23 protein-coding genes are annotated in these 22,521 nt (G+C 58.7%); 11 read left to right on the top strand and 12 right to left on the bottom strand.

Going from position 1 to position 22,521, the window contains the following annotated elements; genetic code table 11:
• Positions 1-4: 4 nt before the first annotated feature.
• The gene (locus tag UL81_RS03545) at positions 5-691 is read right to left on the bottom strand and encodes an ABC transporter ATP-binding protein (protein ID WP_035107392.1); all 687 of its coding nucleotides are present in this window, start codon (positions 689-691) and stop codon (positions 5-7) included.
• 218 nt (positions 692-909) lie between these two features.
• On the opposite strand from UL81_RS03545, the gene UL81_RS03540 reads away from it, so the two are divergent.
• The 3 genes from UL81_RS03540 to UL81_RS03530 all read left to right on the top strand — a co-directional run bounded on the left by UL81_RS03540 (position 910) and on the right by UL81_RS03530 (position 3,406).
• Entirely contained in the window at positions 910-1,629 is a 720-nt protein-coding gene (locus UL81_RS03540) for a sensor histidine kinase (protein ID WP_035107390.1), read from the top strand.
• A gap of 2 nt (positions 1,630-1,631) precedes the next feature.
• Complete coding sequence (locus tag UL81_RS03535; protein WP_035107091.1) at positions 1,632-2,324, top strand: LuxR C-terminal-related transcriptional regulator; 693 nt, start codon at positions 1,632-1,634, stop codon at positions 2,322-2,324.
• A 104-nt stretch (positions 2,325-2,428) separates the two neighbouring features.
• Positions 2,429-3,406: a DUF1906 domain-containing protein gene (locus UL81_RS03530; protein WP_035107090.1), complete on the top strand. Its 978-nt coding sequence runs from the start codon at positions 2,429-2,431 to the stop codon at positions 3,404-3,406.
• 35 nt (positions 3,407-3,441) lie between these two features.
• Here UL81_RS03530 and UL81_RS03525 read toward each other — a convergent pair whose 3' ends face one another.
• The 6 genes from UL81_RS03525 to UL81_RS03500 form a co-directional block, all read right to left on the bottom strand.
• A complete protein-coding gene (locus UL81_RS03525) occupies positions 3,442-4,341 on the bottom strand; it encodes a hypothetical protein (RefSeq protein WP_046453268.1) in 900 nt (299 codons plus the stop codon).
• 29 nt (positions 4,342-4,370) lie between these two features.
• Positions 4,371-6,014, bottom strand: coding sequence for a solute symporter family protein (locus UL81_RS03520; protein ID WP_046453267.1), 1,644 nt, complete (start codon positions 6,012-6,014; stop codon positions 4,371-4,373).
• Positions 6,015-6,016: 2 nt separating this feature from the next.
• On the bottom strand, positions 6,017-6,361 hold the full coding sequence (locus tag UL81_RS03515; RefSeq protein ID WP_035107089.1) for a DUF485 domain-containing protein: 345 nt from the start codon (positions 6,359-6,361) through the stop codon (positions 6,017-6,019).
• A gap of 374 nt (positions 6,362-6,735) precedes the next feature.
• Positions 6,736-7,578: an aldo/keto reductase gene (locus UL81_RS03510; RefSeq protein ID WP_236684502.1), complete on the bottom strand. Its 843-nt coding sequence runs from the start codon at positions 7,576-7,578 to the stop codon at positions 6,736-6,738.
• 116 nt (positions 7,579-7,694) lie between these two features.
• Positions 7,695-8,051, bottom strand: a complete 357-nt coding sequence (locus tag UL81_RS03505; protein ID WP_035107086.1) for an FKBP-type peptidyl-prolyl cis-trans isomerase — start codon at positions 8,049-8,051, stop codon at positions 7,695-7,697.
• Positions 8,052-8,177: 126 nt separating this feature from the next.
• Positions 8,178-9,467 carry a citrate synthase gene (locus UL81_RS03500; RefSeq protein ID WP_035107084.1) on the bottom strand — a complete coding sequence of 430 codons (1,290 nt, stop codon included), beginning with the start codon at positions 9,465-9,467 and terminating at the stop codon, positions 8,178-8,180.
• Between the two features lie 161 nt (positions 9,468-9,628).
• On the opposite strand from UL81_RS03500, the gene serC reads away from it, so the two are divergent.
• The 3 genes from serC to UL81_RS03485 all read left to right on the top strand — a co-directional run bounded on the left by serC (position 9,629) and on the right by UL81_RS03485 (position 12,636).
• Positions 9,629-10,759 (top strand): phosphoserine transaminase, encoded by a 1,131-nt coding sequence (gene serC / locus UL81_RS03495; RefSeq protein WP_046453651.1) that lies wholly within the window; start codon positions 9,629-9,631, stop codon positions 10,757-10,759.
• Between the two features lie 92 nt (positions 10,760-10,851).
• Positions 10,852-11,790 carry a septation protein SepH gene (gene sepH, locus UL81_RS03490; protein WP_035107083.1) on the top strand — a complete coding sequence of 313 codons (939 nt, stop codon included), beginning with the start codon at positions 10,852-10,854 and terminating at the stop codon, positions 11,788-11,790.
• Positions 11,791-11,802: 12 nt separating this feature from the next.
• Positions 11,803-12,636: a DUF6928 family protein gene (locus tag UL81_RS03485; protein WP_046453266.1), complete on the top strand. Its 834-nt coding sequence runs from the start codon at positions 11,803-11,805 to the stop codon at positions 12,634-12,636.
• Here UL81_RS03485 and UL81_RS03480 read toward each other — a convergent pair.
• From UL81_RS03480 to UL81_RS03470, 3 genes are all read right to left on the bottom strand, one after another.
• A complete protein-coding gene (locus UL81_RS03480; protein ID WP_046453265.1) occupies positions 12,597-13,412 on the bottom strand; it encodes a TrmH family RNA methyltransferase in 816 nt (271 codons plus the stop codon). The genes UL81_RS03485 and UL81_RS03480 overlap by 40 nt on opposite strands.
• Positions 13,413-13,433: 21 nt before the next feature.
• Entirely contained in the window at positions 13,434-14,840 is a 1,407-nt protein-coding gene (locus UL81_RS03475; RefSeq protein ID WP_035107081.1) for an NCS2 family permease, read from the bottom strand.
• Positions 14,841-14,915: 75 nt separating this feature from the next.
• Positions 14,916-15,572, bottom strand: a complete 657-nt coding sequence (locus tag UL81_RS03470) for a DUF3027 domain-containing protein (protein WP_035107079.1) — start codon at positions 15,570-15,572, stop codon at positions 14,916-14,918.
• A 29-nt stretch (positions 15,573-15,601) separates the two neighbouring features.
• Here UL81_RS03470 and UL81_RS03465 point away from each other — a divergent pair, with 29 nt between their 5' ends.
• Together UL81_RS03465 and UL81_RS03460 are read left to right on the top strand one after the other, a co-directional pair.
• Complete coding sequence (locus tag UL81_RS03465; protein ID WP_046453264.1) at positions 15,602-16,450, top strand: glutaminyl-peptide cyclotransferase; 849 nt, start codon at positions 15,602-15,604, stop codon at positions 16,448-16,450.
• An 11-nt stretch (positions 16,451-16,461) separates the two neighbouring features.
• The gene (locus tag UL81_RS03460; protein ID WP_082099162.1) at positions 16,462-17,133 is read left to right on the top strand and encodes a DUF2771 domain-containing protein; all 672 of its coding nucleotides are present in this window, start codon (positions 16,462-16,464) and stop codon (positions 17,131-17,133) included.
• Positions 17,134-17,254: 121 nt separating this feature from the next.
• Here the strand turns inward: UL81_RS03460 and UL81_RS03455 are convergent, their stop codons facing one another.
• The gene (locus UL81_RS03455; protein ID WP_035107078.1) at positions 17,255-17,638 is read right to left on the bottom strand and encodes a cold-shock protein; all 384 of its coding nucleotides are present in this window, start codon (positions 17,636-17,638) and stop codon (positions 17,255-17,257) included.
• A gap of 376 nt (positions 17,639-18,014) precedes the next feature.
• On the opposite strand from UL81_RS03455, the gene UL81_RS03450 reads away from it, so the two are divergent.
• Complete coding sequence (locus UL81_RS03450) at positions 18,015-18,632, top strand: resuscitation-promoting factor Rpf1 domain-containing protein (protein ID WP_035107077.1); 618 nt, start codon at positions 18,015-18,017, stop codon at positions 18,630-18,632.
• 192 nt (positions 18,633-18,824) lie between these two features.
• Here the strand turns inward: UL81_RS03450 and UL81_RS03445 are convergent, their stop codons facing one another.
• A complete protein-coding gene (locus tag UL81_RS03445; protein ID WP_035107075.1) occupies positions 18,825-19,010 on the bottom strand; it encodes a hypothetical protein in 186 nt (61 codons plus the stop codon).
• Positions 19,011-19,076: 66 nt separating this feature from the next.
• Between UL81_RS03445 and UL81_RS03440 the strand changes: the two genes are divergently transcribed.
• Entirely contained in the window at positions 19,077-20,888 is a 1,812-nt protein-coding gene (locus UL81_RS03440; protein WP_035107074.1) for a helicase-associated domain-containing protein, read from the top strand.
• Entirely contained in the window at positions 20,888-22,519 is a 1,632-nt protein-coding gene (locus UL81_RS03435) for a DNA repair helicase XPB (protein ID WP_046453263.1), read from the top strand. The genes UL81_RS03440 and UL81_RS03435 overlap by 1 nt, the downstream gene beginning before the upstream one ends.
• The last annotated feature ends 2 nt before the right edge of the window (positions 22,520-22,521 follow it).

The following is a 22,521-nucleotide window of genomic DNA, read 5'->3' as shown; positions in this document are numbered from 1 at the left end:
AGCTTCATCGGATACCACCAACCACACGATCGTCATGGATGATGCCATCGCGGATTTCCACGCGGCGCTCCATCCAGTCGGCAACCTTGGCGTCGTGGGTGACCATGACCAGCGCCGCGCCGGTCCTCTTCACCATGGCGCTGAGCATCTGCATGACCTCGTGACCAGTTGCTTGGTCGAGAGCGCCGGTGGGCTCATCAGCGAAGATGACGGCTGGCTCAGTGACCAGTGCACGAGCGATTGCGATGCGTTGTGCCTGACCACCCGATACCTGGCCGGGGCGACGGTCAGCCAACTCTCCCAGACCGATCTGGTCCAACAATTCCTGTGCTTTGCGCTTTGCCTTAGAGCGATTCATTCCGTTCAACATGGCGGGCAAAGCGACATTTTCGAGTGCGGTGAGTTCCGGGAGGAGTTGGCCGTCCTGGAAGACAAAGCCGAAGGAGGACAGTCGAAGGTGGGAGCGGTCGCCATCGGAAAGCGTGCTGATGACTTGCGGACCGAAGCGCACCTCACCGTGGGTGGGCTTGAGCACTCCGGACATGCAGTGCAACAGCGTGGACTTGCCCGAACCGGACGGCCCCATGATGGCAACGGTTTCTCCCGGCTCGATGGTCATCGAAATACCCGACAGAACTGGACCGCCACCAAAATCTTTAGTGACATCTAGCAAAGAAAGTGTGTTATCCATAAACTTCATTTCACTCTGACGCCGCTTTCATTTAAATAGTGCCACCATTGCTTTTAGCGGTAGTGCTGGCACTACCCCACCACAATCCGAAGCTGTAAAGCATTGCCGTGTAGGCATTAGTATGTCATCTACATAGTCAATGAAAGCGAAGTGAAGCAATGGGCAAGCTATTTCGGCGCAAGGGCCGCACGCACACAGCTCGTGCGGACGCAAGCCGCATGAGCGAGGCCACAACGACACCAACGCATGAAGATGCCGCTGCCCAGCAAATTGCCGAGCTTGTTGCCTCCCGGCGCGCGATCGCTGATGCCTATGAAGTAGAACGTCAACGCATCGAAAGAGACCTACACGACGGCACCCAGCAATATCTGGTCGCAGCAACCATCAAACTCGGTGAGGCCTCGCTGGATGCTGAAGGTGATGTCGCCGCGCTCATCCAGGAAGCGAAAACGGACATCGACCGCGGGTTGAAAGCCCTTCGTTCTACCGTCCGTGGAATCCACCCACAAGTACTGAGTGAACGTGATCTGGTGGCAGCCGTGAAGGAATCTGCTGCGGCGTACGGCCCGCACGTCACGGTCTTTGCACCCCATCCCCTGCCCGAACTATCACCATCGGTGCTCGCAGCCGGCTACTTCTTTACAACTGAAGCGCTTACCAACGCCGCCAAGTACGCTGCCGGTGCACCGGTAAGCGTGCTGCTTACTGCCGATGAATCCTTGCACATCAACGTCGTTGACCAAGGCCCCGGTGGGGCCAGGCTTATTGAAGGGCGCGGCTTAGCCGGCATGCGCGATCGACTAGAAGCTTTCGGTGGCAGATTGGACTGCACCTCCCCACAAGGCGGTCCTACGCGGGTAGGCGCATCCATTCCTTTGCTTTTGGAACGTGGGCAAACGGGAATCTCTCATTCTTCAACCGACGATAGGCAGGTCTAGCCATGGCCGTTGATAACCCACTACGTATTGTCATTGCCGATGATTCCGCTCTCCTCCGCGAAGGTGTTGCCGGATTATTGGAACGCCGTGGCCACGGCATCGTTGGTCAGGCTGCTACTGCCCCAGAGCTAGAAGAACTCGTTGAAGAATTGGGCAAATCGAGCACCCTCCCCGACCTCGTGATTACCGATGTACGCATGCCGCCCAGCATGACCGATGATGGGTTACAGTCCACACTGCGTCTGCGGCAGCTATTTCCGGACCTCGCCATTGTGGTGTTGAGTCAGTACCTTGCACCCGCTCATGCAGTCGATCTTTTTCGTGCATCGCCGGGAGTGAGCGCCGGTACGGGTTACCTGCTTAAGGACAGGGTCTCTGAGGTAGCTGACTTCTTACGCTCCCTCGATGTCATAGCCCATGGCGGAACCATCATCGACCCAGAAGTAGCAAGTACCTTGATGTCGAGCGGTCGCAGTGGGTTAGCGGAGCTCAGCCCGCGCGAACGCGAGGTCCTCGAACTGATGTCGCGTGGGCTATCAAATCGAGAAATCGCCGATGAATTAGTGGTATCTGGCGCCGCAGTAGCCAAGCATGTGTCCAATATCTTCCAGAAATTACGCCTCGATCCTTCCGAAGAAAACCGCCGCGTGAAGGCCATCTTGGAGTATCTCTCCGAACAAAATTCTTGGCGTTAGCAAGGACATGCGCGCTCTGCGCGCTATTGGGACTTCCAGCTGCTACGGTACAGATGTAAACTTATGTGACTGTAGTGACTATTTAATCCCTCTGAGGAGAGCTAATGTCTCGTTCCTTTTCTCGCCGCGGCCTGTTCAAGGCCGGTGGCGTAGCTATTGCCGCCGGCGCTATCGGTGCTGCTGCTCCGCAGGCAGCCGCCCTGGGCCCGGTTCTCGGTACCATCATCGACTTTTCTGCGGGCGTGCCTTCCGCACAATCCATTAAGAATGCTGGCCACATGGGTGCGATTCGTTACGTCTCCCAGCCCCGTCCGGAAGCACGCAGCTGGATGACCGGTAAGCCGGTGTCGTTGAAGGAAACCCGTGCCAACGCCGCTGTTGGGTTGGCTACCGCCTCGATCTATCAGTTCGGCCGCGCCGGCACCGCCGACTGGCTCAAGGGCGCAGCAGGTGCCGCCGTGCATGCACCGCAGGCAATTAACCTGCACAAGGCTGCTGGCGGACCGACCGGTCGCCCAATCTACATCGCTATCGATGACAACCCATCCCGCGCCCAGTACACCAACCAGATTCGCCCTTACCTGCGGGCATTCTCCAGGGCTTTGTCCGCAGCGGGCTACCAGACTGGTGTGTACGGCAACTACAACACCATTGAGTGGGCTATTCAGGACGGCATCGGCCAGTTCTTCTGGATGCACGACTGGGGCTCGGGCGGAAAGATCCACCCGCGCACTACCATCCACCAGCTGCCACAGTCGAAGCAGCGCAAGATTGATGGCGTCACCGTAGATATCAACAACGTCTACGCCCGCGACTGGGGACAGTGGTTCCCGGGTAAGAATGCCGCCCCCTCCACCCCATCCCAGCCGTCGCGACCATCGCAGCCCAACCGTCCTGCACCAGGCAATGACATCTACGGTGCCGTGGATCAGTTGAGCTCCCAGCTGGAGCAAAACGGGCTGCCACAGATGCCGCGCGTGAACCAGAACGGCATTTCCTACAACGGTTCCTCGATTAGCAACGACCAGCTGCGTGGTGCAGCTTCACTCGCAGAAGACGTCGCTAACGCGGTACGGCGCTAGCGCGGTGCGGCGTTAACGCCGCACCGGGGTAACGGTTAATCGTCGTCTTTGTCTTTGTCGGCGTCGCGTTCTTTGGAAGGGCGAGAAGTAGTAGTCAAAGGCTCTACTTTCTCGCCCTTTCGTGCGTCAATGTAGCGCGTGGTGGCTTTGTTGAGGTTGTCGACGGAGATTTCTTTGCGCACGTAGCGAGTCAGGTCACGGGCACTGCCCCAGGAGCTGGCAGCGACGACGAAGTTCTCGCCGAAAGATACGGAGGAATGCAGGTCCTTGTTGTTCGACCAGCCCCACTTGCTGCCGATGACGTTTTGTAACTTCGCGGTGCCGTAGTTCTGGCGGTAGCCGTCGGCAGAAATGCTGTCCGCCTGCGCCATGGCCACGAGTACTGGGTGGGTAGGGTCTTTTTCTTTCAGCTGCGTAATGAAGCTGACCACGTCATACGTCGAGGTGGTTGAGTAACCCCAGGTCTCCCCTGCCTTGGTTGATTCCAGGCCGTATTCTTCGGCGATGATGTCGATGGCATCCGGGTAGGCATCGAAAAGCTCTTCGGCGCTTTCATCGGAAGAGCTAGACACCATGTCGAGGGCTTCGTACTTGTCGGCGAACTCGCCGTGCTCCAGCACGTAGGTAGCGATGTAGAGCTTAATCAGGCTTAACGCCGGGATTTCCTCGCGCTGGTTCGGCGAGCCCATCTGCATGTTGTCGTCAATGCGGAAGTAGCTAATCGACTGCTTCTCATCGCCGTCGAGGATTTCCCCGACATGATCAGGGATATCGGGCTTGCCGTCGGGAACCTCGGTGGGAGTGATGTCGGCAGCTTGAGACTGGAAGGCTGGGTTGTCAGCACAAGCGCTGATACTCAGCAGGAGTCCACACATGCCAAGAGCGGCACCGCAGGTGCGCGATGCCGCTTTGAGCTTGTTTAGTCTTTCAGGCACGAATACTCATCTTACCCAGACTGTGGTGTTTAGTGGTCGACCGGAGCCTCCACGCCCACACCGGTGAGGGAACGAACTTCCATCTCTGCAGAAAGCTCTTCCATGTTGTCCGGCTTGGTGAACAGCGGAACCAGGAAGCCAACCAGGAATGCCAGCGGAATGGAGACGATGCCCGGGGAGGACAGCGGGAACAGTGCCCAGTCTGCGTTCGGGAACATCGAGGTCGGGGTACCAGAAACTGCCGGGGAGAAGAAAATCAACAGCAGGCAGGACGCCACGCCGGTGTACATGGACGCCACCGCACCAGCAGTGTTGAAGCGGCGCCAGTACAGGGAGTACAGGATGGTCGGCAGGTTTGCAGATGCAGCCATTGCGAATGCCAGGGAGACCAGGAAGGCAACGTTCTGAGTCATAGCCAGGATGCCCAGGATGATGGCGACGATGCCCAGGACAACCACGGTGATCTGGGAAACGCGAACCTGCTCAGCCTCAGTGGACTCACCGTTACGGATAACTGCGTGGTAGACGTCGTGTGCAATGGACGCGGAAGCGGCAATTGCCAGACCAGCCACCACAGCCAGCACAGTTGCGAATGCGACTGCGGAAATGACTGCCATGAAGATGGAGCCACCCAGCTCAAGTGCCAGCAGCGGTGCTGCAGCGTTTGCGCCACCAGGTGCGGCCAGGATGCGGTCCGGACCAACCAGTGCGGCTGCGCCGAAGCCCAGAATCAGGGTCATCAGGTAGAAAGCACCGATGATAACGATTGCCCAGGTCACGGAACGACGTGCCTCAACAGCAGTCGGAACGGTGTAGAAGCGCATCAGAACGTGTGGCAGACCGCCAACACCCAGCACCAGGGCCATACCCAGGGAGATGAAGTCCAGCTTGGTGGTGAGGTTCTCACCGTACTGCAGACCCGGCTTCATGATGTCCGTAGCCTCGTAGCCGCGCTCCTGAATCTCCTGGGACTGTGCGTGCATGGTGATTGCGGAGTCGAACAGGGTGTTGAAGCCGCCACGCAGGGCGATGAAGACCATGACACTCATGGCAACCACACCGGCGACCAGCAGAACTGCCTTAATCATCTGCACGTAGGTGGTGCCCTTCATGCCGCCGACCAGAACGTAGACAATCATCAGAACGCCGACGACGCCGACAACGACTGCCTGCCAGACGAAGTCGTGGATATCCAGCAGCACGGACACCAGGGAACCTGCGCCGGCCATCTGTGCAATCAGGTAGAAAAGCGACACGAACATGGTGCCGATAGCAGCAGCCACGCGAACTGGCTTCTGCTTCAGGCGGAAGGACAGCACGTCTGCCATGGTGAAGCGGCCGACGTTACGCAGTGGCTCTGCCACCAGCATCAGTGCAACCAGCCAGGCGACGAAGAAGCCAACCGAGTACAGGAAGCCGTCGTAACCATTCAGCGCGACGGCGCCGACGATACCGAGGAAGGATGCGGCGGACAGGTAGTCACCGGAAATTGCCAGGCCATTTTGACGGCCTGAGAAGGAACCGCCGCCAGTATAGAAATCAGAAGCTTCCTTGGTGGACTTACCGGCACGCAGCACCACGGCCATGGTCACAACCAGGAAGATGACGAAGACAGAAATGTTGAGCAGCGGGTTACCGGCGCTCGTTTCTTGAGCTAAGTAAATGGTATTCATCGTTAACCCTCCAGCTCTTCACGAATAGCAGCCGACTTCGGCTCGATATTCTTATTGGCGTACTTGACATAAATCCAGGTGATAATGAAGGTGGTTGCGAACTGGGCCAAACCAAACAGGAAGCCCACGTTCCAGCCGCCAAACACCTCAATTGCCATAAAATCCGGGGCGAAAACCGCGGCAAGCACATACACGATGTACCAGACGAAGAATGCCACAGTCATCGGGAAGGCAAATTTGCGATAAGTGCTACGCAGGTCTGCGAACTGCTCGCTATCGCGCATCGCAATGAAATCATCAGCCGTGGGTTCACGCTTAGATTGCGGTGTAGCGTTTGCTCCAGCCATTGTCTCTCCTTGTTTATCCGTCCCGGCGGGTGTGCCGGGCTTACCTCGCTAACGCAAAAGTGATCTATAGCGCAGCGACTGCAAGCTAAGTTACCTTGCTCACATTGTAAGGTTGTAAATATTGCCAAGGTTCCTGACATTAACAAACCTTCGCCACCCCCGACCCGCGTCGCGACCTGGCTTTTCATAAGTTTGCAAAGTACCCCCGGAGATTAAATGAAACATATCTGTAAAGTTTGCAAATGAAGAATGTGGCAAACATCTCTTTTTCTAGGGGTAGCTTTTCGCCCCGCGCCTCTCCCCCACTACCGCATTTTTGATCACAAAAAGCCGCCCGCAGGCGGCTTAGTGTCTTCCCCCAAAAGGCCGCGTCGTTAGCCCTCGTCGCCGGGGAAGTCGCGCGGGTCGTTGAACATGCGGCCGAAGCCTTCTTGACCCTCGAGGCCGTCGATGGCCTCGATTTCTTCCGCGCTGAGATCCAGGTTGGTGGCGTCGAAGTTTTCCTGCAGGCGTTCCTTGCGGGAGGACTTCGGGATGACCGAAATACCCTTGTCCATCATGTAGGCGAGCACGACCTGGCCTGGGGTGGCGTTGTGTGCTTCGGCGGCCTTTTCGATGGCGGGGTTATTAAGCACTACACCGCGAGCCAGTGGTGCCCAGGCTTCCGAGATGATGTCGTGTTCCTGGTGGTACTCACGCAGGTCGTTCTGCATGAAGCCGGGGTGCATCTCTACCTGGTTGAGCACGGGCACGATGCCGGAGCCAGCAATGAGTTGCTGCAGGGTTTCTTCGTAGAAGTTGGCCACGCCAATCGAGGCGATCTGGCCCATGCCTTGCATTTGCGCGATCTTGTCGAAGGTCTCCACGTACTTTCCGCCCTGCGGCCACGGCCAGTGGATGAGGTACAGATCCAGGTAGTCCAGGCCGAGTTTATCCATGGAAGTCTGGAAAGCTTCCGGGACCTTATCCGCACCGTGGTGGGTGTGCCAGACCTTGGAGGTAATGAACAGCTCATCGCGGGTAACATCGCCCGCTGCCATAGCGTCGTTGAGTGCCTTGCCCAAGGCTTCTTCGTTCTCATACAAAGTGGCGGTGTCGAAGTGGCGGTAGCCAATCTCAATGGCTTCGCGGACTACGCGGATGCATTCGTCCTCGCGCAGCTTGTAGGTTCCCAGGCCCAGCAGGGGCATCTCACGGTCATCGTTGAAAGTAGTCATGGGGACAGTCATGTCTCTATTGTGCCCCAAAGATTCACCGATGTGGGATATAAGAAAAATCCCCACCGAAAGCACGCGGTTAAACGTGGCTTCCAGCGCGGATTATGATGCGGCTGTTAGGCGCGAATCAGGTCAATAACAAAGACCAGGGTGCGACCAGACAGCGGGTGTGCACCACCGGCAGGGCCATAGGCCTTCTCCGGCGGAATGATGAGCTGACGACGGCCGCCCACCTTCATGCCCGGGATACCTTCCTGCCAGCCGGCGATCAGGCCGGTCAGCGGGAACTCAATGGACTGACCGCGGTCCCAGGAGGAGTCGAACTCCTGGTTGGTCTCGTACTCGACGCCGACGTAGTGGACCTCAACGACACCGCCCGGCTGCGCCTCTGCTCCGTCACCCACCACGATGTCTTCAATGACGAGATCGGTAGGCGCCGGCTCAGTGTGCGCTTCAATTACAGGCTTATCCATGGGGATTATTCTCCTTGGGAATGTGGATTTCGTTTGTAGTCCAACCAACAAAGGCCGAACCGAACTTTGCTCATTATAAAGGAAAAAGCCCGGTTCGGCCCTAATCGTGGTGCCGCAGCTACCCAATTAGCGCTGGTCACGCGGGGTAACCTTGCGCAGGGTCTCGCCGGTGTAAATCTGGCGAGGACGGTTGATCTTGGTGTTGAGCTCAAGCTGCTCGCGGTACTGAGCGATCCAGCCCGGCAGACGGCCGATGGCGAACAGGACGGTGAAGAAGTCCGTCGGGAAGCCCATGGCGCGGTAGATCAGGCCGGTGTAGAAGTCGACGTTCGGGTACAGCTTGCGGGAGACGAAGTAGTCGTCCTCGAGAGCGATCTTCTCCAGGTCCATTGCGAGATCCAGCATCGGGTCGCCGCCCAGGTGCTCGATGATCTCGTGTGCGGTCTCCTTGACGATGGCTGCGCGCGGGTCGTAGTTCTTGTACACGCGGTGGCCGAAGCCCATCAGGCGGACGCCCTTTTCCTTGTTCTTCACGCGGTTCATGAAGTCGGTAGCGTCGCCGTCGTTGTTCTGCTGGATATCATCCAGCATCTCCAGCACTGCCTGGTTAGCGCCACCGTGCAGCGGGCCAGACAGAGCGTTGATGCCGCCTGCAACGGAAACGAACAGGTTAGCCTGTGCGGAACCGATCATGCGGACGGTGGAGGTGGAGCAGTTCTGCTCGTGGTCAGCATGCAGGATAAGGAGCTTATCGAGTGCCTTAGCAACGACCGGGTCAACCTCGTACTCCTCGGTCGGGTAACCGAACATCATGCGCAGGAAGTTCTCGCGAGCGTTCAGCTTGTTGTCCGGGTACATGTAAGGCTTGCCCTGGGAAGCACGGTAAGCGTAAGCAGCCAGCATCGGCACCTTAGCCAGCAGGCGCACGGTTGCCTTGTCGAGCTGCTTCTCATCCAGCGGGTCCAGCTGGTCCTGGTAGTAGGTGGACAGAATGTTCACCGAGGAAGCCAGCACAGCCATCGGGTGCGCGTTGCGCGGGAAGATGTTGAACTGCGCCTTGAAGTCCTCATCCAGGAGGGTGTGGTGACGGATATCGTCATTGAAAGCGGAGAGCTCTTCCTGGTTTGGCAGGTGGCCCTTAATCAAGAGGTAAGACACCTCGTTGAAGGTGGCGTTCTCAGCCAGGTCCGCGATGTCGTAACCACGGTGGCGCAGGATGCCTTCCTCGCCGTTAATAAAGGTGATCTTCGACTCGGTGGAGCCGGTTGCAGCATAACCCGGGTCGAAGGTGACCAGGCCGGTCTCGTTGCGGAGCTTGCCGATGTCAAAACCGGAGTCACCCTCGGTGGACTGCTTGATGTCCATCTCGTACTCGCCGCCGGGGTACTGGAGAGTTACCTTGTTCTCAGAAGCCACGTGGGTTCCTTTCGTCAGAGAGTTAGCGTCGACACAACTGTCGACTTCAGTCTTAACCTCTTCACACTCTAGCAAATTTTGTGACACCGCCGACACTCAAGTGCGACGTCATACACCACCCCTTTCCTAACGGTTGACCGATATTGATCTACACTATGCGCATGACTCAACCTGAAATTGCTTTGCCTTCTGATCTTTTGCCTTCCGACGGACGCTTTGGTTGCGGCCCGTCCAAGGTACGTCCCGAGCAGATCGATGCGGTCTCCGCCGCAGCTACTTCCATCATGGGTACCTCCCACCGCCAGCCTGCCGTCAAGGACGTTGTCGGCTCCATCCGTGAGGGTTTGGCGAAACTGTACAACCTGCCGGAAGGCTACGAGATTATTTTGTCCCTCGGCGGCGCTACCGCTTTCTGGGATGCAGCAACCTTTGGGCTCATCGAAAAGCAGTCCGCTCACCTGACCTACGGTGAGTTTTCTTCCAAGTTTGCCAAGGCAAGCAGCAAGGCACCGTGGCTGGATACGCCAGTCATCAACGAGTACGAACCGGGCAGCGCACCGAACCCACTCGAGGCTGATTTCGGCGATGCTGATGTGGTCGCCTGGGCTCACAACGAGACCTCCACGGGCGCCATGGTGCCAGTGCGTCGCCCGAACCCGGACAACCCAGACCAGCTCGTGCTTGTCGATGCCACCTCTGGCGCCGGCGGCCTGCCAGTAGACCTGACCGAGGCGGACGTCTACTACTTCTCCCCGCAGAAGTGCTTTGCTTCCGATGGTGGTCTGTGGCTGGCTGCCATGTCGCCTAAGGCCCTGGAGCGCATCGAGAAGATCAATAACTCTGATCGCTTCATTCCGGAGTTCCTCAACCTGCAAACTGCAGTGAATAATTCTCGGAAGAACCAGACCTACAACACCCCTGCTGTCGCCACCCTGCTGATGCTGGACAACCAGATCAAGTGGATGAACGCCAACGGCGGTCTCGAGGGCATGGTCAAGCGCACCACGGAGTCCTCGCAGATTCTGTACAACTGGGCTTCCCAGCGTGACGAGACCACCCCGTTTGTCTCCGACGAGGCCGGCCGCTCCCTGGTTGTGGGCACCATTGACTTCGACGAGAAGGTTGATGCTGCCGCACTGGCCAAGCAGCTGCGCGCCAACGGCATCCTGGATGTCGAACCTTACCGCAAGCTGGGCCGTAACCAGCTGCGCATCGGTATGTTCCCGGCCATTGAGCCAGCGGACATCGAGAAGCTGACCAAGGCTATTGACTACCTGCTGGACCAGCAGTAGACCAACATGCCCCAAATCTCGCCGGGTCGCTCCCGCAACTGGGTTAAAGTGGATTTCATCACAGGTCCCTACACAGGCTAAAAGGAGCGACCATGCGCGAGCTCTTCCTCGCAAGTAGCGAATCTTCTGAAACCTCCCTGGTGCTGCGCACCGACGACGGGGAGGAATTCAGCCTCGCCGTCACCGATGACGTCCGCGAGGCACTGCGCCCTCTCGTGCAGTCGCAGGACAACGCTGAGGATGCAGCAGATACTGAGGACAAGCAGGCATCGGCAAGCACTGCCTCTGCCCTGTCCTCAACCCCTTTGACCACCGGTGGTGCCGGTGCGCCGAAGACCAAGGAAGCCGAGCCAGAGCCGGTCAAGCTGCGCCCGTCGGAGATCCAAAATCGCGTGCGCGCTGGTGCTTCCGCCGAAGAACTGGCCGAAGAACTCGGCGTTCCCGAATCCCGCGTGGAGCCTTTCGCGTACCCAGTCATGCTGGAGCGCAACCGCATCGCAGAAGTGGCCAAGCAGGCACACCCGGTGCGCGAAGATGGCCCGGCATCGCTGACCCTGTGGGAAATCCTGGCTACCGCCTTTGCCGCCCGCGGCCACTCGCTGTCCGAGGCCGACTGGGATGCCTTCCGCAACCAGGGTGAGCCCTGGATCGTGCGGATTACTTGGAAGTCCGGACTGTCTGAGAACGAAGCCGAGTGGACCTTTAAGCAGTCCATGTCCACCCCGGCCACCGTCGAGGCCCGCAACTCCGTGGCCGCAGACCTCACCGACCCAGACTTTGTACAGCCGGTACGTTCTTTGACTTCTGTGGGACGCGGTGAGCGTTACGACGAAGCCATCGATGGCGATGAGCCACAGAATGTCAGCGAGATTACCGACCTGACTGAGCCGACTAGCCCGCCGGAGGAGGAAGAGGAGTTCCTGCAGAACCCGGATCCGAAGCCGGCGAAGCGTCGTCGTAAGGCGGTCACCCCGCACTGGGAAGATGTGCTGTTGGGGGTACGTTCGAACACGAAGCGGCCGCGCGACTAAGGGGCAGGCTTTATGGACATCTCTCGTGCAATCGTTACTCTCTGGTACGTCACTACCGACTCCCCTGCTGATGTGCTCGCCGCAGAACCCAAGGCGGACCGCGGTTTTGGACGCAAGTATCTCGCGCAGCTAAACCCGAACTTTCCCGTCACCCCGATTGGGCAGTTCCCACTGAACCGTTCGGTAGAAGCTGACATTGCGGAGTTCTACATCGGCGGCTACCCCGGGGTCACCGTGGTTCAAACCGTCGTCGTGGAAGAGGGCGTGATGCTCTCGCAGCTTTCTCCCCTGCTGTTGGAGGCCATCCCGGCGCGCGAGCTCTATGCTTTTGCTCTGAATGAGGAGGAAGGCTACGCCGGTTTCGCGCACTGGCAGGACGGTGAACTCAAACGCTCGCTGTGCGGCACCCGCTTTGGATTGTTGGAAGACATCGGCCTTCCCGAAGGCTTCGAAGGCCCTTACTGGGCCGGTGAGCTCAACCCAGATCTCGGCGGAATTTCTCTTCCCTTTGAACCACGCGATCTGATGGATGAAGCACAGCGCCGCTGGCTGGGCATCAGCATCGACGCAGAGGGCCCAGACCTGGATGTCGTGGGCTATGCCGTCGATGGCCGCCCGGAACCCAAGGTCGATGAGCTACCGAACTCCACCCGCAGCGTGGGCGAATTGGCTACGACCTCTGCCGGCAAGCTGGGGCTACACGACTATGACGATTACGAGGACCACTCCGCGGGTGATACCTCCACGGGTGAAGAAATCGTGCGCACCACCAAAAAGCTCGGCCGCCTGGTGGGCAGCTGGATTTCTCAGACCTCCCAGTCGCTTAAAGAACGCTGGCGCTCATAAAAAGCAATCGCTGCTGAGGTCGCTACATTTAACGAGTCCGTTCCCGGGGCCATCGGGATGCGGGCTCGTACGTCTGTAGCCCGCATGGCATGCTCTGTCAGCCCCGGGCCTTCCGCGCCCACCAGCAAGGCGACCTTCTCAGTATCTTTCAACGCCTGAGCCAGATGCACAGCATCTTCCGATGGCGTCAGCGACACCAGTTTGAAGCCTGCCTCGCGCAGCTGTTCCAGCGAGCGCTGCCAGGTGGTGTAGCCGCCGTCTAAGCGATGGAAAGGCAAGCACAGCACGTGTCCCATCGATACGCGCACAGAGCGACGATAGAGCGGGTCCGCGGCACCCGAGCCCAACAACACTGCATCAACATCCATGCCCGCCGCATTGCGGAAAAGCGCACCGATGTTCTCGTGATCGCCGACGCCTTCCAGCACCACGATGGTGCGGGCGCTGTCGAGAATTTCCTCGAGAGCGGGTGTAGGTGCCCTATCTGCAGCTGCAACCAGGCCACGGTGCATGTCGAATCCGGCGACATCGGCAAGCGTTGCCCTATCCACCTCATAGAGCGGGCAGCCCGGGTCACCGTAGGTCTCCAGGTAATCATCCAGTTTGTTGGCAAAGCCCACCACGCAGCGCAGCGGAAAGCGCGACTCTGCCAAACGGGAGACGACCAAATGTCCTTCAGCAATGACAAAACCCGCGCCCGACTTATCCGACTTGTTGAGGTTGCGGACGTCGTCGAGACGCGGGTCTGCAGGGTCAGCGATACGGATGCGAGTCATTCACCACATCGTAGTTCACTGTTAGCCGTTGATGGCATCCATGAGCGGATCCATGCCGAAGTAGACCACGAAGAGCGCGGCAATCAGCCACATGATCCAGTGCACCTGCTTGGCGCGGCCGGCAAAGGTGGAGAAAATAGCGAAACTGATAAAGCCCACGCCAATGCCGTTCGCAATGGAGTAGGTAAAGGGCATGACCACGATGGTCAGGAAGGACGGGATGGCAATATCCAGGCGGGTCCACTCGATTTCGGTGAGCTGGCTAGCCATCATCACACCGACGATGACCAGCACCGGTGCGGCGGCCTCCATCGGGACAACCTCGTAGAGCGGGGTGAGGAACATCGCCAGCAGGAACAGCACACCGGTAACGATGTTGGCCAAGCCAGTGCGTGCACCGTCGATAATGCCGGCCGAGGAGTCCGCGAACACGGTATTGGACGAGGTATTACCCAGACCACCAGCAACGGCACCGAAGCCTTCAACAACCAGGGCCTTCTTCATCTCCGGCAGGTTGCCATTCTCATCAGTCAGCTTGGCCTGGTGACCCAAACCAGTCATGGTGCCCATCGCGTCGAAAAAGTTGGTGAGCAACAGGGTGAACGTCAGCAGGACTGCGGTGAGCACACCGATGTTGACGAAGGCACCGAAGAGATCCACGTTGCCCACAATGGACAGGTCCGGCATACCGCCCAGCGAGCTCGGCGGTTCCGGAGTAGCCATGCTCCAGCTCTCGGAATCGACGAAGGCCTGGATGATCATCGCGACAATCGTGGTGACCACGATGCCGGCAAACAGACCGCCGGGGACGTTGCGGATAACGCAGAAACCACAAATGATCAGGCCCAAGACGAAGACCAGTGCCGGCCAGGTCGCAATCGAGCCGTTAATGCCCAGGCCGACTGGCACGGTGGTGTTTGCGGCATCCGGCACGCGGGTGACAAAGCCACCGTCAACGAAGCCAATCATGGCGATGAACATGCCGATACCGACACCCATCGCAGCCTTCATCGAGTGCGGAATGGCATTAAAGACCGCGGTACGGAAACCGGATACAGCCAGGGCCACGATGATAAGGCCCTCGATGACGATCAGGCCCATGGCCTCTGCCCAGGTCACGCCCTGGGTGGACACGACAGTCACCGCAACGAAGGTGTTCATGCCCAGGCCAGCTGCCAAGGCGAAGGGGTACTTCGCAATAGCACCAAAGGCAATGGTCATCACACCGGCAACCAGTGCGGTGGCGGCAGCCACCTGCGGAACACCCAGGGTGGTGCCGTTGACGTCGGCAACCGTGCCCAAAATCAGTGGGTTCAGCAGGATGATGTAGGCCATCGCGAAGAACGACACCGTACCGGCGCGCACCTCAGTGCCGATGGTCGAACCGCGTTCGGAAATATGAAAATAGCGGTCAAGAACCTTGTTCACGGACAAGCCCCTTAGAAACTAACGAGAGAAATAGTGCGCATTTAGTTTCTCCCTTAAATACCGAGTTTTCAAAATCTAGTAAATCGGCTTCTCGTCGTCGTAGGCCACATCCGTGTTCTGGCTTTCATCATTGACCCGGGTTTCCGAGTGCGCACCGCAGCCATACGTACCGTGCACCACCCGACCATCGGCGGATAACTCATTAGCGCACACGCCCCAGGGCTGACGGAATTCCACAAAGAAAGCGCAGGTCTTGCACTGCAGTGGCGCTTTGGCAGCCATCTTCGTATTCGGCCCAAACTTATCGCGCCAACGTTTCTCTGCTTGCTTCCAGCCTGTCTTAGTTAATTCACCGTCGGCGATGCGTTCATCGTCAGGCGCAGGCGGCATTAAATCCCCCGGGCCTAAGTCACCGGGGCGCAAACGGTCGGAATACGGCACCCATTCCGGGGCTTGGAGCGCCTGCCCGCCGGGCACCAGTGCGACCTCACTGACCGTCACATAAGAACTGTTCGGCGCGCAGCCTAAGACTGCTTGCCATTCCCAGCCGGGATAACCAGGCATGTCCGCACGGAAGCGGTGGGTGGCACTCGTGGCAGTCATTCCAGCGACGCCAATATGCTTGCCGATGCCGCCCTCGCCCAGCTCCTGTAAAGCCTCCCGGGCGATGTCGACCGCCTTATCACTCAATAGGGGGTGGGTTTGCTTCTTCCGGTTAGTCACGTTCCTCATTATTCAACACATCGTGCACAATGCAGTACATGGGTTCTCTATTGAAGTTGTCCGCTGGCCTGACCGCCGCCTCCCTCGCGTTGACGGCCTGTTCCACTGAACAATCCGCCAACAACGCTAACGACGGGGCCGTCGAAGCAACGGACGTTGCTTCAACCGAACAGGCGGCCACCAGCGCCGAGGATATCGAGCAGCTCAACGCCCGCGTCATTGATACGGTGCCGCTTCCCGATGATGCCTTCGTCCAAGGCCTCGAAGTCGATGACAACGGCGACCTGTTGTTGGGCACGGGCCAGTACGGTGATTCCGGACTTTACCGATTTACTCCCGGTGAGGAAACCACCTCCCAGTCTGTCGATATGGACCCGGAATTCTTCGGTGAAGGTATTACTCAGCACGAAGGCTCCATTTGGCAGCTGACCTGGAAAGCCGGCACCGCCGTGCGCTACGACGCAGAGACCTTCGAAGAAACTGCTCGCGCGGACTACGACGGCGAAGGCTGGGGCTTGTGTTCTCTGGGCGATAAGCTCGCGCTTTCCGATGGCACCTCCAACCTCCGCTTCGTGAATCCAGACACCTTCGACGAAGTCAGCGCCCCAGTGGAAGTCACCATGGCTGGTGATCCTGTCGATAACATCAATGAGCTGGAGTGCGTCGATGGCGAGGTCTACGCCAACGTGTGGATGGATGACTCCATCATCCGCATCGATCCCGATACCGGTGCGATTACTGCACTAATTAATACTGGCGACATCGATAAGTCTGCTTATACCGATCCCAACGATGTGCTCAACGGCATTGCCCACATTCCTGGCACCGATGAGTTCTGGATTACCGGCAAGCGGTGGGATGACATCTACAAAGTGAGCTTCGAGTAAGGTTTTTACCTATGGCAACGCGCAAGGAAGCAAGGAAAAGGTCGCTGCTGCAGATCCTCGCACTGATCATCGCCGTGGTGATCATCGTGGTCGGCGTCGTAGTCTTTCAGAACTGGTGGAACTCCCGTCCCGGCCCGGAGCCACAAGAGGTCTCCATTACTGCCAGCGTCGGTGACGAGAGCAAGGAAATCTCGCCGTACCTGGTCTGCCAGCCGGGCGTGGAATGCCCCGAAGGCGAGGTTCCTAACCTCATCGTCGGCGAAGACGAGACCCTGCGCCTCGATATCCCGGAAGCCATCCACGATCACGAGTGGAAGGTACTGACCATCTACGATGATCCGGCTGCCAATGATGAGACCGTCCACGGCGGTTACGACACCGACTTCGTCGAAATTCCAGGCTCTGTCGACCCGATTGAAGCTTCCACCGGTGAACGCCCACGCCTGATGGTCGTCGAAGTCTCCGCACTCATGGTCGGCACCGACGACAACGGCGAAGAAACCCCATTTAGCACCGTCTGGTCGCTGTCCACCATGTCTGAAGAAGAAACCCCATTTAGCACCGTCTGGTCGCTGTCCACCATGTCTGAAGAGGACCAAGAAGAAGCTGCCAAGGCCGCCGAAGAAGCAGCCCAGGAAGCAGCAGAAGAAAACGCGGACAACGCCGAAGACGCCACCGAATAAACGGACGCTGTCGACCAGCGGACGCCGCCTTACAACGACTGCGTCCAGCAAAACAGAAAGCGCCGCTCCCCTACAGGAGCGGCGCTATTTGTTTGAAGCGTGGGCTTTATGGCCCGCGCTTTTAGCTATCTAAATTCTTTGCGATGGCACGCAGGATGCTTGCTACCTGGCGGCCGGTCTTGCGGTCTGGGTAGCGGCCCTTGCTCAAGGACGGCTGGACGTGGTGCTCGAGCATCGTCATGACGTCAGAGAGCATGCTGCCCAGTTCTTCTGGCTTGCGCGATGGGGTGTTGCGGCGGCGTGGGGTCTCTAGGATCTTCACGCGCAGTGCCTGCGGACCGCGGCGCGCGGCTGCGAAATCGAATTCGATACGCTGGCCCTGGACCAGTTCGTCGACGCCCTCGGGCAGCACGTTACGGCCAACGTAGACGTCTTCGCTGCCGGGGTTGCTGACAAAACCGAACCCCTTGTCCGCGTCATACCACCTGACTTTACCGATTGGCATGCGCACTTCCTCTTTTCTGTCTGCCCGGGGATAAGAAACGAAAGAACAAGCATAGACGGACTGTTCAAAAATCCAAAGCTTGAGTCCCTACAAAGTCACAGTAACAACAACTATAACATGCGTGATGTAACTCACATTTACGCTGTGACCTGGTAAAACTTGAACACACCAGTAACACCATGCACCAAACCGTGCCCTTAGCGTGACTATTTCGTTATAAACCGTTACTGTTGTCCGCAGGCATTCGACCGCTTCACAAAGTCTCGCCCTCCACACAGTCCGGGCTTTGGAGAAACGGTCAACGAGAACTTGCACATCATTTACTGGACTGGACGAAACGTCGGCGCGAGGAAACCTAGAGAAGAGGAATACTTTAATGGGACGCCACTCCGCTAAGAAGAACTCCGTTGCAAAGAAGTTTCTGGCCAGCACCGTAGCCGTTGGTGCTTCTGCTGCCATCCTGGCACCGAACGCTGCTGCAGCTCCGGATTCCGACTGGGACCGCCTCGCACAGTGCGAGTCCGGTGGTAACTGGTCCATCAACACCGGCAATGGCTACCACGGCGGTCTGCAGTTCTCTGCTTCCACCTGGCAGGCATACGGTGGCGGCGAGTTCGCACCGACCGCAGACCAGGCTACCCGCGAGCAGCAGATCGTCGTTGCAGAGCGCACCCTGGCTGGTCAGGGTTGGGGCGCATGGCCGGCTTGCTCCGCACAGCTGGGCCTGAACTCCGCACCGACCCCGCGCACCGCACCGTCCGCACCGGCTTCCGCACCGGCACCGGTTCAGCAGGCTGCTTCCCAGTCCTCCGATGAGCTGGCTGTCGACGCCCTGTACAACCTGGTCAAGGACACCGCTGCTGCTTACGGCCTGCAGCTGCCGGAACCGCTGACCGAGGCTTACAAGGCTAACCGCCACGACTTCAACGCCTTCTACAAGGCTAACCGCAACGTCATCGATCCAATCGCTGAGCTGATTGAGCGCGTTGCTTAATAAGGCATAAAGAAAGCGCCGGGAGGATTTCCTCTCGGCGCTTTGCTGATCGTGGGATACTTCTCCACCCCGTTCGTTGGCACCCACAACCAACGTTGGTAACTCCCTCTACCAACGATCGCTAAAAGGGGGAGGACCGCACAATTGTCCTCCCCCTGGCTGGGTGGCCTCAGCCGACCCCGCTAACCGGTTTTAGCGGTTGATGCGAGTGTATGGGTGCACGTAATTCAGCTTCTCAGCTGGAATTGGCAGCACCAGGTCATCGCCGAAGGGGCTGGATGCGCCCGCAAACGGTGCAGAGATTTCAGTGATTGCATGCTCGCGATGTTCGTTCTTCGGCCAAGCCGGGGATACGAAGCCCTTCTTCTCATTCGACATAGCCCCTATTATTCCAAAACCCGCAACAAAAAGTAACTCGTTTGGGAACTAAACTTGAACCCCATCATGACCAATTCGTCACACCGTCCGCATTTTCGCACGTGGCTTAGCCAACACAGCGATGAAGAGCTCGAAACTCTGCTTCGTCATCGTCCCGATGCAGCCGTTCCACCTCCCCCGGGCATTGCCCCTTTGTCCACGCGTTTGCTGCTGCGCAACTCGATTAGCCGTGCCTTAGCGCGCTGCAATGCTGCCCAGTTGGCCGCTCTGCGGGATATCGCAGAACGAGGCGGCGAACTCGAAGAGGTCACCGACACCCAGCCAGACATCACCGCGCAGTTGAAGGAACGTGGCCTGGCTTTCGGGGAGGTCATGATCCCCAAAGAAGTCATGCCAGCTCTTCCCCAGCTGGAGCTGAACCCGGAACCTTCCGGTCGCCAGGGCACCCCTACTGCGGAGAAGTCCGTTGATGATGCGGGTGCCGCCGCAGGCTTGGCCGTGGTGCGCGATATGCAGCGCGTGCTTTCCTCCTTAGGCGATAATCCCAAGGAATTGCTCAAGGACAAGACTTTAGGTGTGCGGCCTGCCAGCCAGTTGGCGAAGGAGCTACAGCTTTCCGATGCCCACCTCCGCCACCTTCTGTGCCTCGGCCTCGGCGCACGTCTGTTGGGACGCGGTGAACCGGAAAGCTTTGAGGGCAACTACCTGGCTCCCACCGAAGCAGCCCAGGACTGGCTTGACTTAGAACTTGGCGAGCAATGGCAGCATCTACTGGAAGGCTGGAAGCACTCCCATTGGATCCCCTGGGGAGAAGAGAAGATTCTCTCCCCACAACTACAGCACCCACAGCTGGTGGCATATCGACGCACGGTCTTAGCCGTCTACGCCCATTCTGCTGAGGCGCTTAGCCCTGAGCAGTTCCGCGAGGATCTCGCTTTCGCCTCCCCTATCTTTGCCGCACTCACCCCTCCGGAAATTATCGAGGGCCTGCGCGAGGAAGCCGAGTGGATTGGTGCCGTGGCACAAGGGCGTCCCACTGCCATCTTGTTGGAAGGAGTCGACGCCGCACCGCGCTTAACTCCAGAAACCGTCAACGGCTTCATCATGCAAAATGACATGACTGTGCTGGTTCCTGGTCCCCTGCCAGCTGAGATCCACAAACAGCTCGAAGCCGTAGCTGACTTGGAATCACCCGGTCTGGCCAGCGTGTACCGCATTAGCGAAGCCTCGCTGCGCCGCGGTTTCGACTACGGCTACACCGCCGCCGAAATCCACGAGTTCTTCACAACTCACTCACCCGAGGTGCCGCAGACGGTTAGCTATTACATCGACGAAGTTTCCCAGCGCCACGGCACCCTGCGTGCAGGTCCAGCGCTGTCCTATCTGCGTTCCCAAGACCCCGCGCTACTGGAAATGGCGTGCCATGCGCTTCCGGAGCTGCGTCGTCTAGCAGATACCGTAGCTATCTCGGATATGCCAACGGCACGACTACTCAACGCCTTGCGCGAGGCCGGCTTCTCCCCTGCTGCCGAGGATGCCAGCGGTGCCAGCCTCAATGTCGCACCCGAGCCAGCGACCGTGCCGACGCCCTCACCGCGGCGTACGAAGCCTGCACCCGATATCACTGCAGCAGTCCAGGCCATCCGCCGCTCCAATGCGCCGGCGCCTGCCGAGGTAGATTTGGACCTCGTGCAAGCTGCCGCCCGCGGCCAGCGCGAGGTGCGCATCGGTTATGCCAACAAAAATGGGGAAACCCAGTTCCGGACGGTCACCCCACTGTCGGTCAGCGGTGGCCAAGTAGACGCGCACACTGCCGATGGTGCTACGCTGCGATTTCCACTGCACCGCATCACCAGCGTTGAGCTGAAGGAGGACTAATGCCCGGCCCGCTGATCGTCCAATCGGATAAGACTGTCCTGCTCGAGGTCGACCATGAGCAGGCCGCAGAGGCACGCCTGGCGCTTGCTCCCTTCGCAGAGCTCGAGCGCGCCCCGGAGCACATCCACACCTACCGGATTACTCCCCTCGCGCTGTGGAATGCCCGCGCTGCTGGTTTCGATGCCGAGCAGGTCGTCGATGTCCTCGAGCGCTACTCCCGCTTCCCCGTGCCCCAAGCACTGCTTATCGATGTCGCCGAGACCATGTCCCGCTACGGCCGCGTTCGCCTCCAAGCCCATCCGGCCTATGGCTTAGTCCTTGATTCTGCAGAACCTGCCATCTTGGAAGAGCTACGCCGTCACAAAAAGATCGGCGAGATGCTCGGCCAGCGCATCGACGATCAAACCTTTGCCGTGCCACCTTCAGAGCGTGGACGACTCAAACAAGAATTGCTCAAGGTGGGCTGGCCTGCAGAAGACCTCGCCGGTTACATCGATGGCGAAGCCCACCCCATTTCTCTCGATGAGTCCGGTTGGGAACTGCGCGACTATCAAACCCAAGCCGCGGATTCCTTCTGGGCTGGCGGTTCCGGCGTTGTGGTTCTGCCGTGTGGTGCCGGCAAGACCCTGGTGGGCGCCGCCGCCATGGCCAAGGCTCAATCCACCACTCTCATCTTGGTCACCAACACCGTCGCTGGTCGTCAGTGGCGCGACGAACTCCTGCGCCGTACAAGTCTCACCGAACAAGAAATTGGCGAATACTCCGGTGAGAAGAAGGAAATCAAGCCGGTCACCATCGCCACGTACCAGGTCGTTACTCGTAAAACGAAGGGCGAATACCGCGCACTCGAACTCTTCGACTCCCGCGACTGGGGCCTTATTATCTACGACGAAGTCCACCTGCTTCCCGCACCGGTCTTCCGACTTACCTCAGACCTGCAGTCCCGTCGCCGACTAGGACTGACCGCCACCCTCGTTCGCGAGGACGGCTGCGAAGGCGATGTCTTCTCCCTTATCGGCCCCAAGCGCTACGACGCGCCCTGGAAGGAACTGGAATCTGCCGGCTACATCGCCACCGCTGACTGCGTCGAGGTCCGCGTGGATATGACGCCCGACGAGCGCATGATCTACGCAACCGCCGAAACTAGGGAACGCTATCGCCTGGCGGCATCGGCAAGTGCGAAGCTGGCGTGCGTCGATAAGCTGCTCGAGCAACACAAGGGCCAACAGGCACTCATCATTGGTGCCTACGTCGATCAGTTGGAAGAAATCGGAGAGCATACCGGCGCACCAGTTATCGACGGGCGCACCTCGACTACCCGCCGCGAGAAGCTCTTTAGCCAATTCCGCGCCGGTGAGCTCAACACGTTGGTGGTTTCCAAGGTCGCAAACTTCTCCATCGACCTACCCGAAGCAGCCCTGGCCATCCAGGTCTCTGGTTCCTTTGGCTCCCGTCAAGAAGAAGCACAACGACTTGGCCGCCTACTGCGCCCGAAGGCTGATGGACGCGAAGCAGCCTTTTATACGCTGGTCACGCGCGATTCCATCGATGCAGAGTACGCATTGCACCGCCAACGCTTTTTGGCCGAACAAGGTTATGCGTATCGCCTGGTGGACGCAGTAGACTTGTGACC

Origin of the sequence: Corynebacterium camporealensis (assembly GCF_000980815.1) — a bacterium.
Lineage (GTDB): Bacteria > Actinomycetota > Actinomycetes > Mycobacteriales > Mycobacteriaceae > Corynebacterium > Corynebacterium camporealense.
The sequence above is the reverse complement of the archived record's forward strand: the minus strand, read 5'-3'. Positions and strand labels throughout refer to the sequence as shown.

What these genes read in the sequence shown, in the direction of transcription:
- UL81_RS03505 (WP_035107086.1), bottom strand. Translation starts at nt 8,051, where the DNA reads ATGGATAAGCCTGTAATTGAAGCGCACACTGAGCCGGCGCCTACCGAT.
- UL81_RS03450 (WP_035107077.1), top strand. Translation starts at nt 18,015, where the DNA reads ATGGGACGCCACTCCGCTAAGAAGAACTCCGTTGCAAAGAAGTTTCTG.
- UL81_RS03445 (WP_035107075.1), bottom strand. Translation starts at nt 19,010, where the DNA reads ATGTCGAATGAGAAGAAGGGCTTCGTATCCCCGGCTTGGCCGAAGAAC.
- UL81_RS03460 (WP_082099162.1), top strand. Translation starts at nt 16,462, where the DNA reads ATGGCAACGCGCAAGGAAGCAAGGAAAAGGTCGCTGCTGCAGATCCTC.
- UL81_RS03545 (WP_035107392.1), bottom strand. Translation starts at nt 691, where the DNA reads ATGGATAACACACTTTCTTTGCTAGATGTCACTAAAGATTTTGGTGGC.
- UL81_RS03465 (WP_046453264.1), top strand. Translation starts at nt 15,602, where the DNA reads ATGGGTTCTCTATTGAAGTTGTCCGCTGGCCTGACCGCCGCCTCCCTC.
- UL81_RS03455 (WP_035107078.1), bottom strand. Translation starts at nt 17,638, where the DNA reads ATGCCAATCGGTAAAGTCAGGTGGTATGACGCGGACAAGGGGTTCGGT.
- serC (WP_046453651.1), top strand. Translation starts at nt 9,629, where the DNA reads ATGACTCAACCTGAAATTGCTTTGCCTTCTGATCTTTTGCCTTCCGAC.
- UL81_RS03540 (WP_035107390.1), top strand. Translation starts at nt 910, where the DNA reads ATGAGCGAGGCCACAACGACACCAACGCATGAAGATGCCGCTGCCCAG.
- UL81_RS03470 (WP_035107079.1), bottom strand. Translation starts at nt 15,572, where the DNA reads ATGAGGAACGTGACTAACCGGAAGAAGCAAACCCACCCCCTATTGAGT.
- UL81_RS03530 (WP_035107090.1), top strand. Translation starts at nt 2,429, where the DNA reads ATGTCTCGTTCCTTTTCTCGCCGCGGCCTGTTCAAGGCCGGTGGCGTA.
- UL81_RS03515 (WP_035107089.1), bottom strand. Translation starts at nt 6,361, where the DNA reads ATGGCTGGAGCAAACGCTACACCGCAATCTAAGCGTGAACCCACGGCT.
- UL81_RS03480 (WP_046453265.1), bottom strand. Translation starts at nt 13,412, where the DNA reads ATGACTCGCATCCGTATCGCTGACCCTGCAGACCCGCGTCTCGACGAC.
- UL81_RS03440 (WP_035107074.1), top strand. Translation starts at nt 19,077, where the DNA reads ATGACCAATTCGTCACACCGTCCGCATTTTCGCACGTGGCTTAGCCAA.
- UL81_RS03535 (WP_035107091.1), top strand. Translation starts at nt 1,632, where the DNA reads ATGGCCGTTGATAACCCACTACGTATTGTCATTGCCGATGATTCCGCT.
- UL81_RS03510 (WP_236684502.1), bottom strand. Translation starts at nt 7,578, where the DNA reads ATGACTACTTTCAACGATGACCGTGAGATGCCCCTGCTGGGCCTGGGA.
- UL81_RS03485 (WP_046453266.1), top strand. Translation starts at nt 11,803, where the DNA reads ATGGACATCTCTCGTGCAATCGTTACTCTCTGGTACGTCACTACCGAC.
- UL81_RS03520 (WP_046453267.1), bottom strand. Translation starts at nt 6,014, where the DNA reads ATGAATACCATTTACTTAGCTCAAGAAACGAGCGCCGGTAACCCGCTG.
- UL81_RS03435 (WP_046453263.1), top strand. Translation starts at nt 20,888, where the DNA reads ATGCCCGGCCCGCTGATCGTCCAATCGGATAAGACTGTCCTGCTCGAG.
- sepH (WP_035107083.1), top strand. Translation starts at nt 10,852, where the DNA reads ATGCGCGAGCTCTTCCTCGCAAGTAGCGAATCTTCTGAAACCTCCCTG.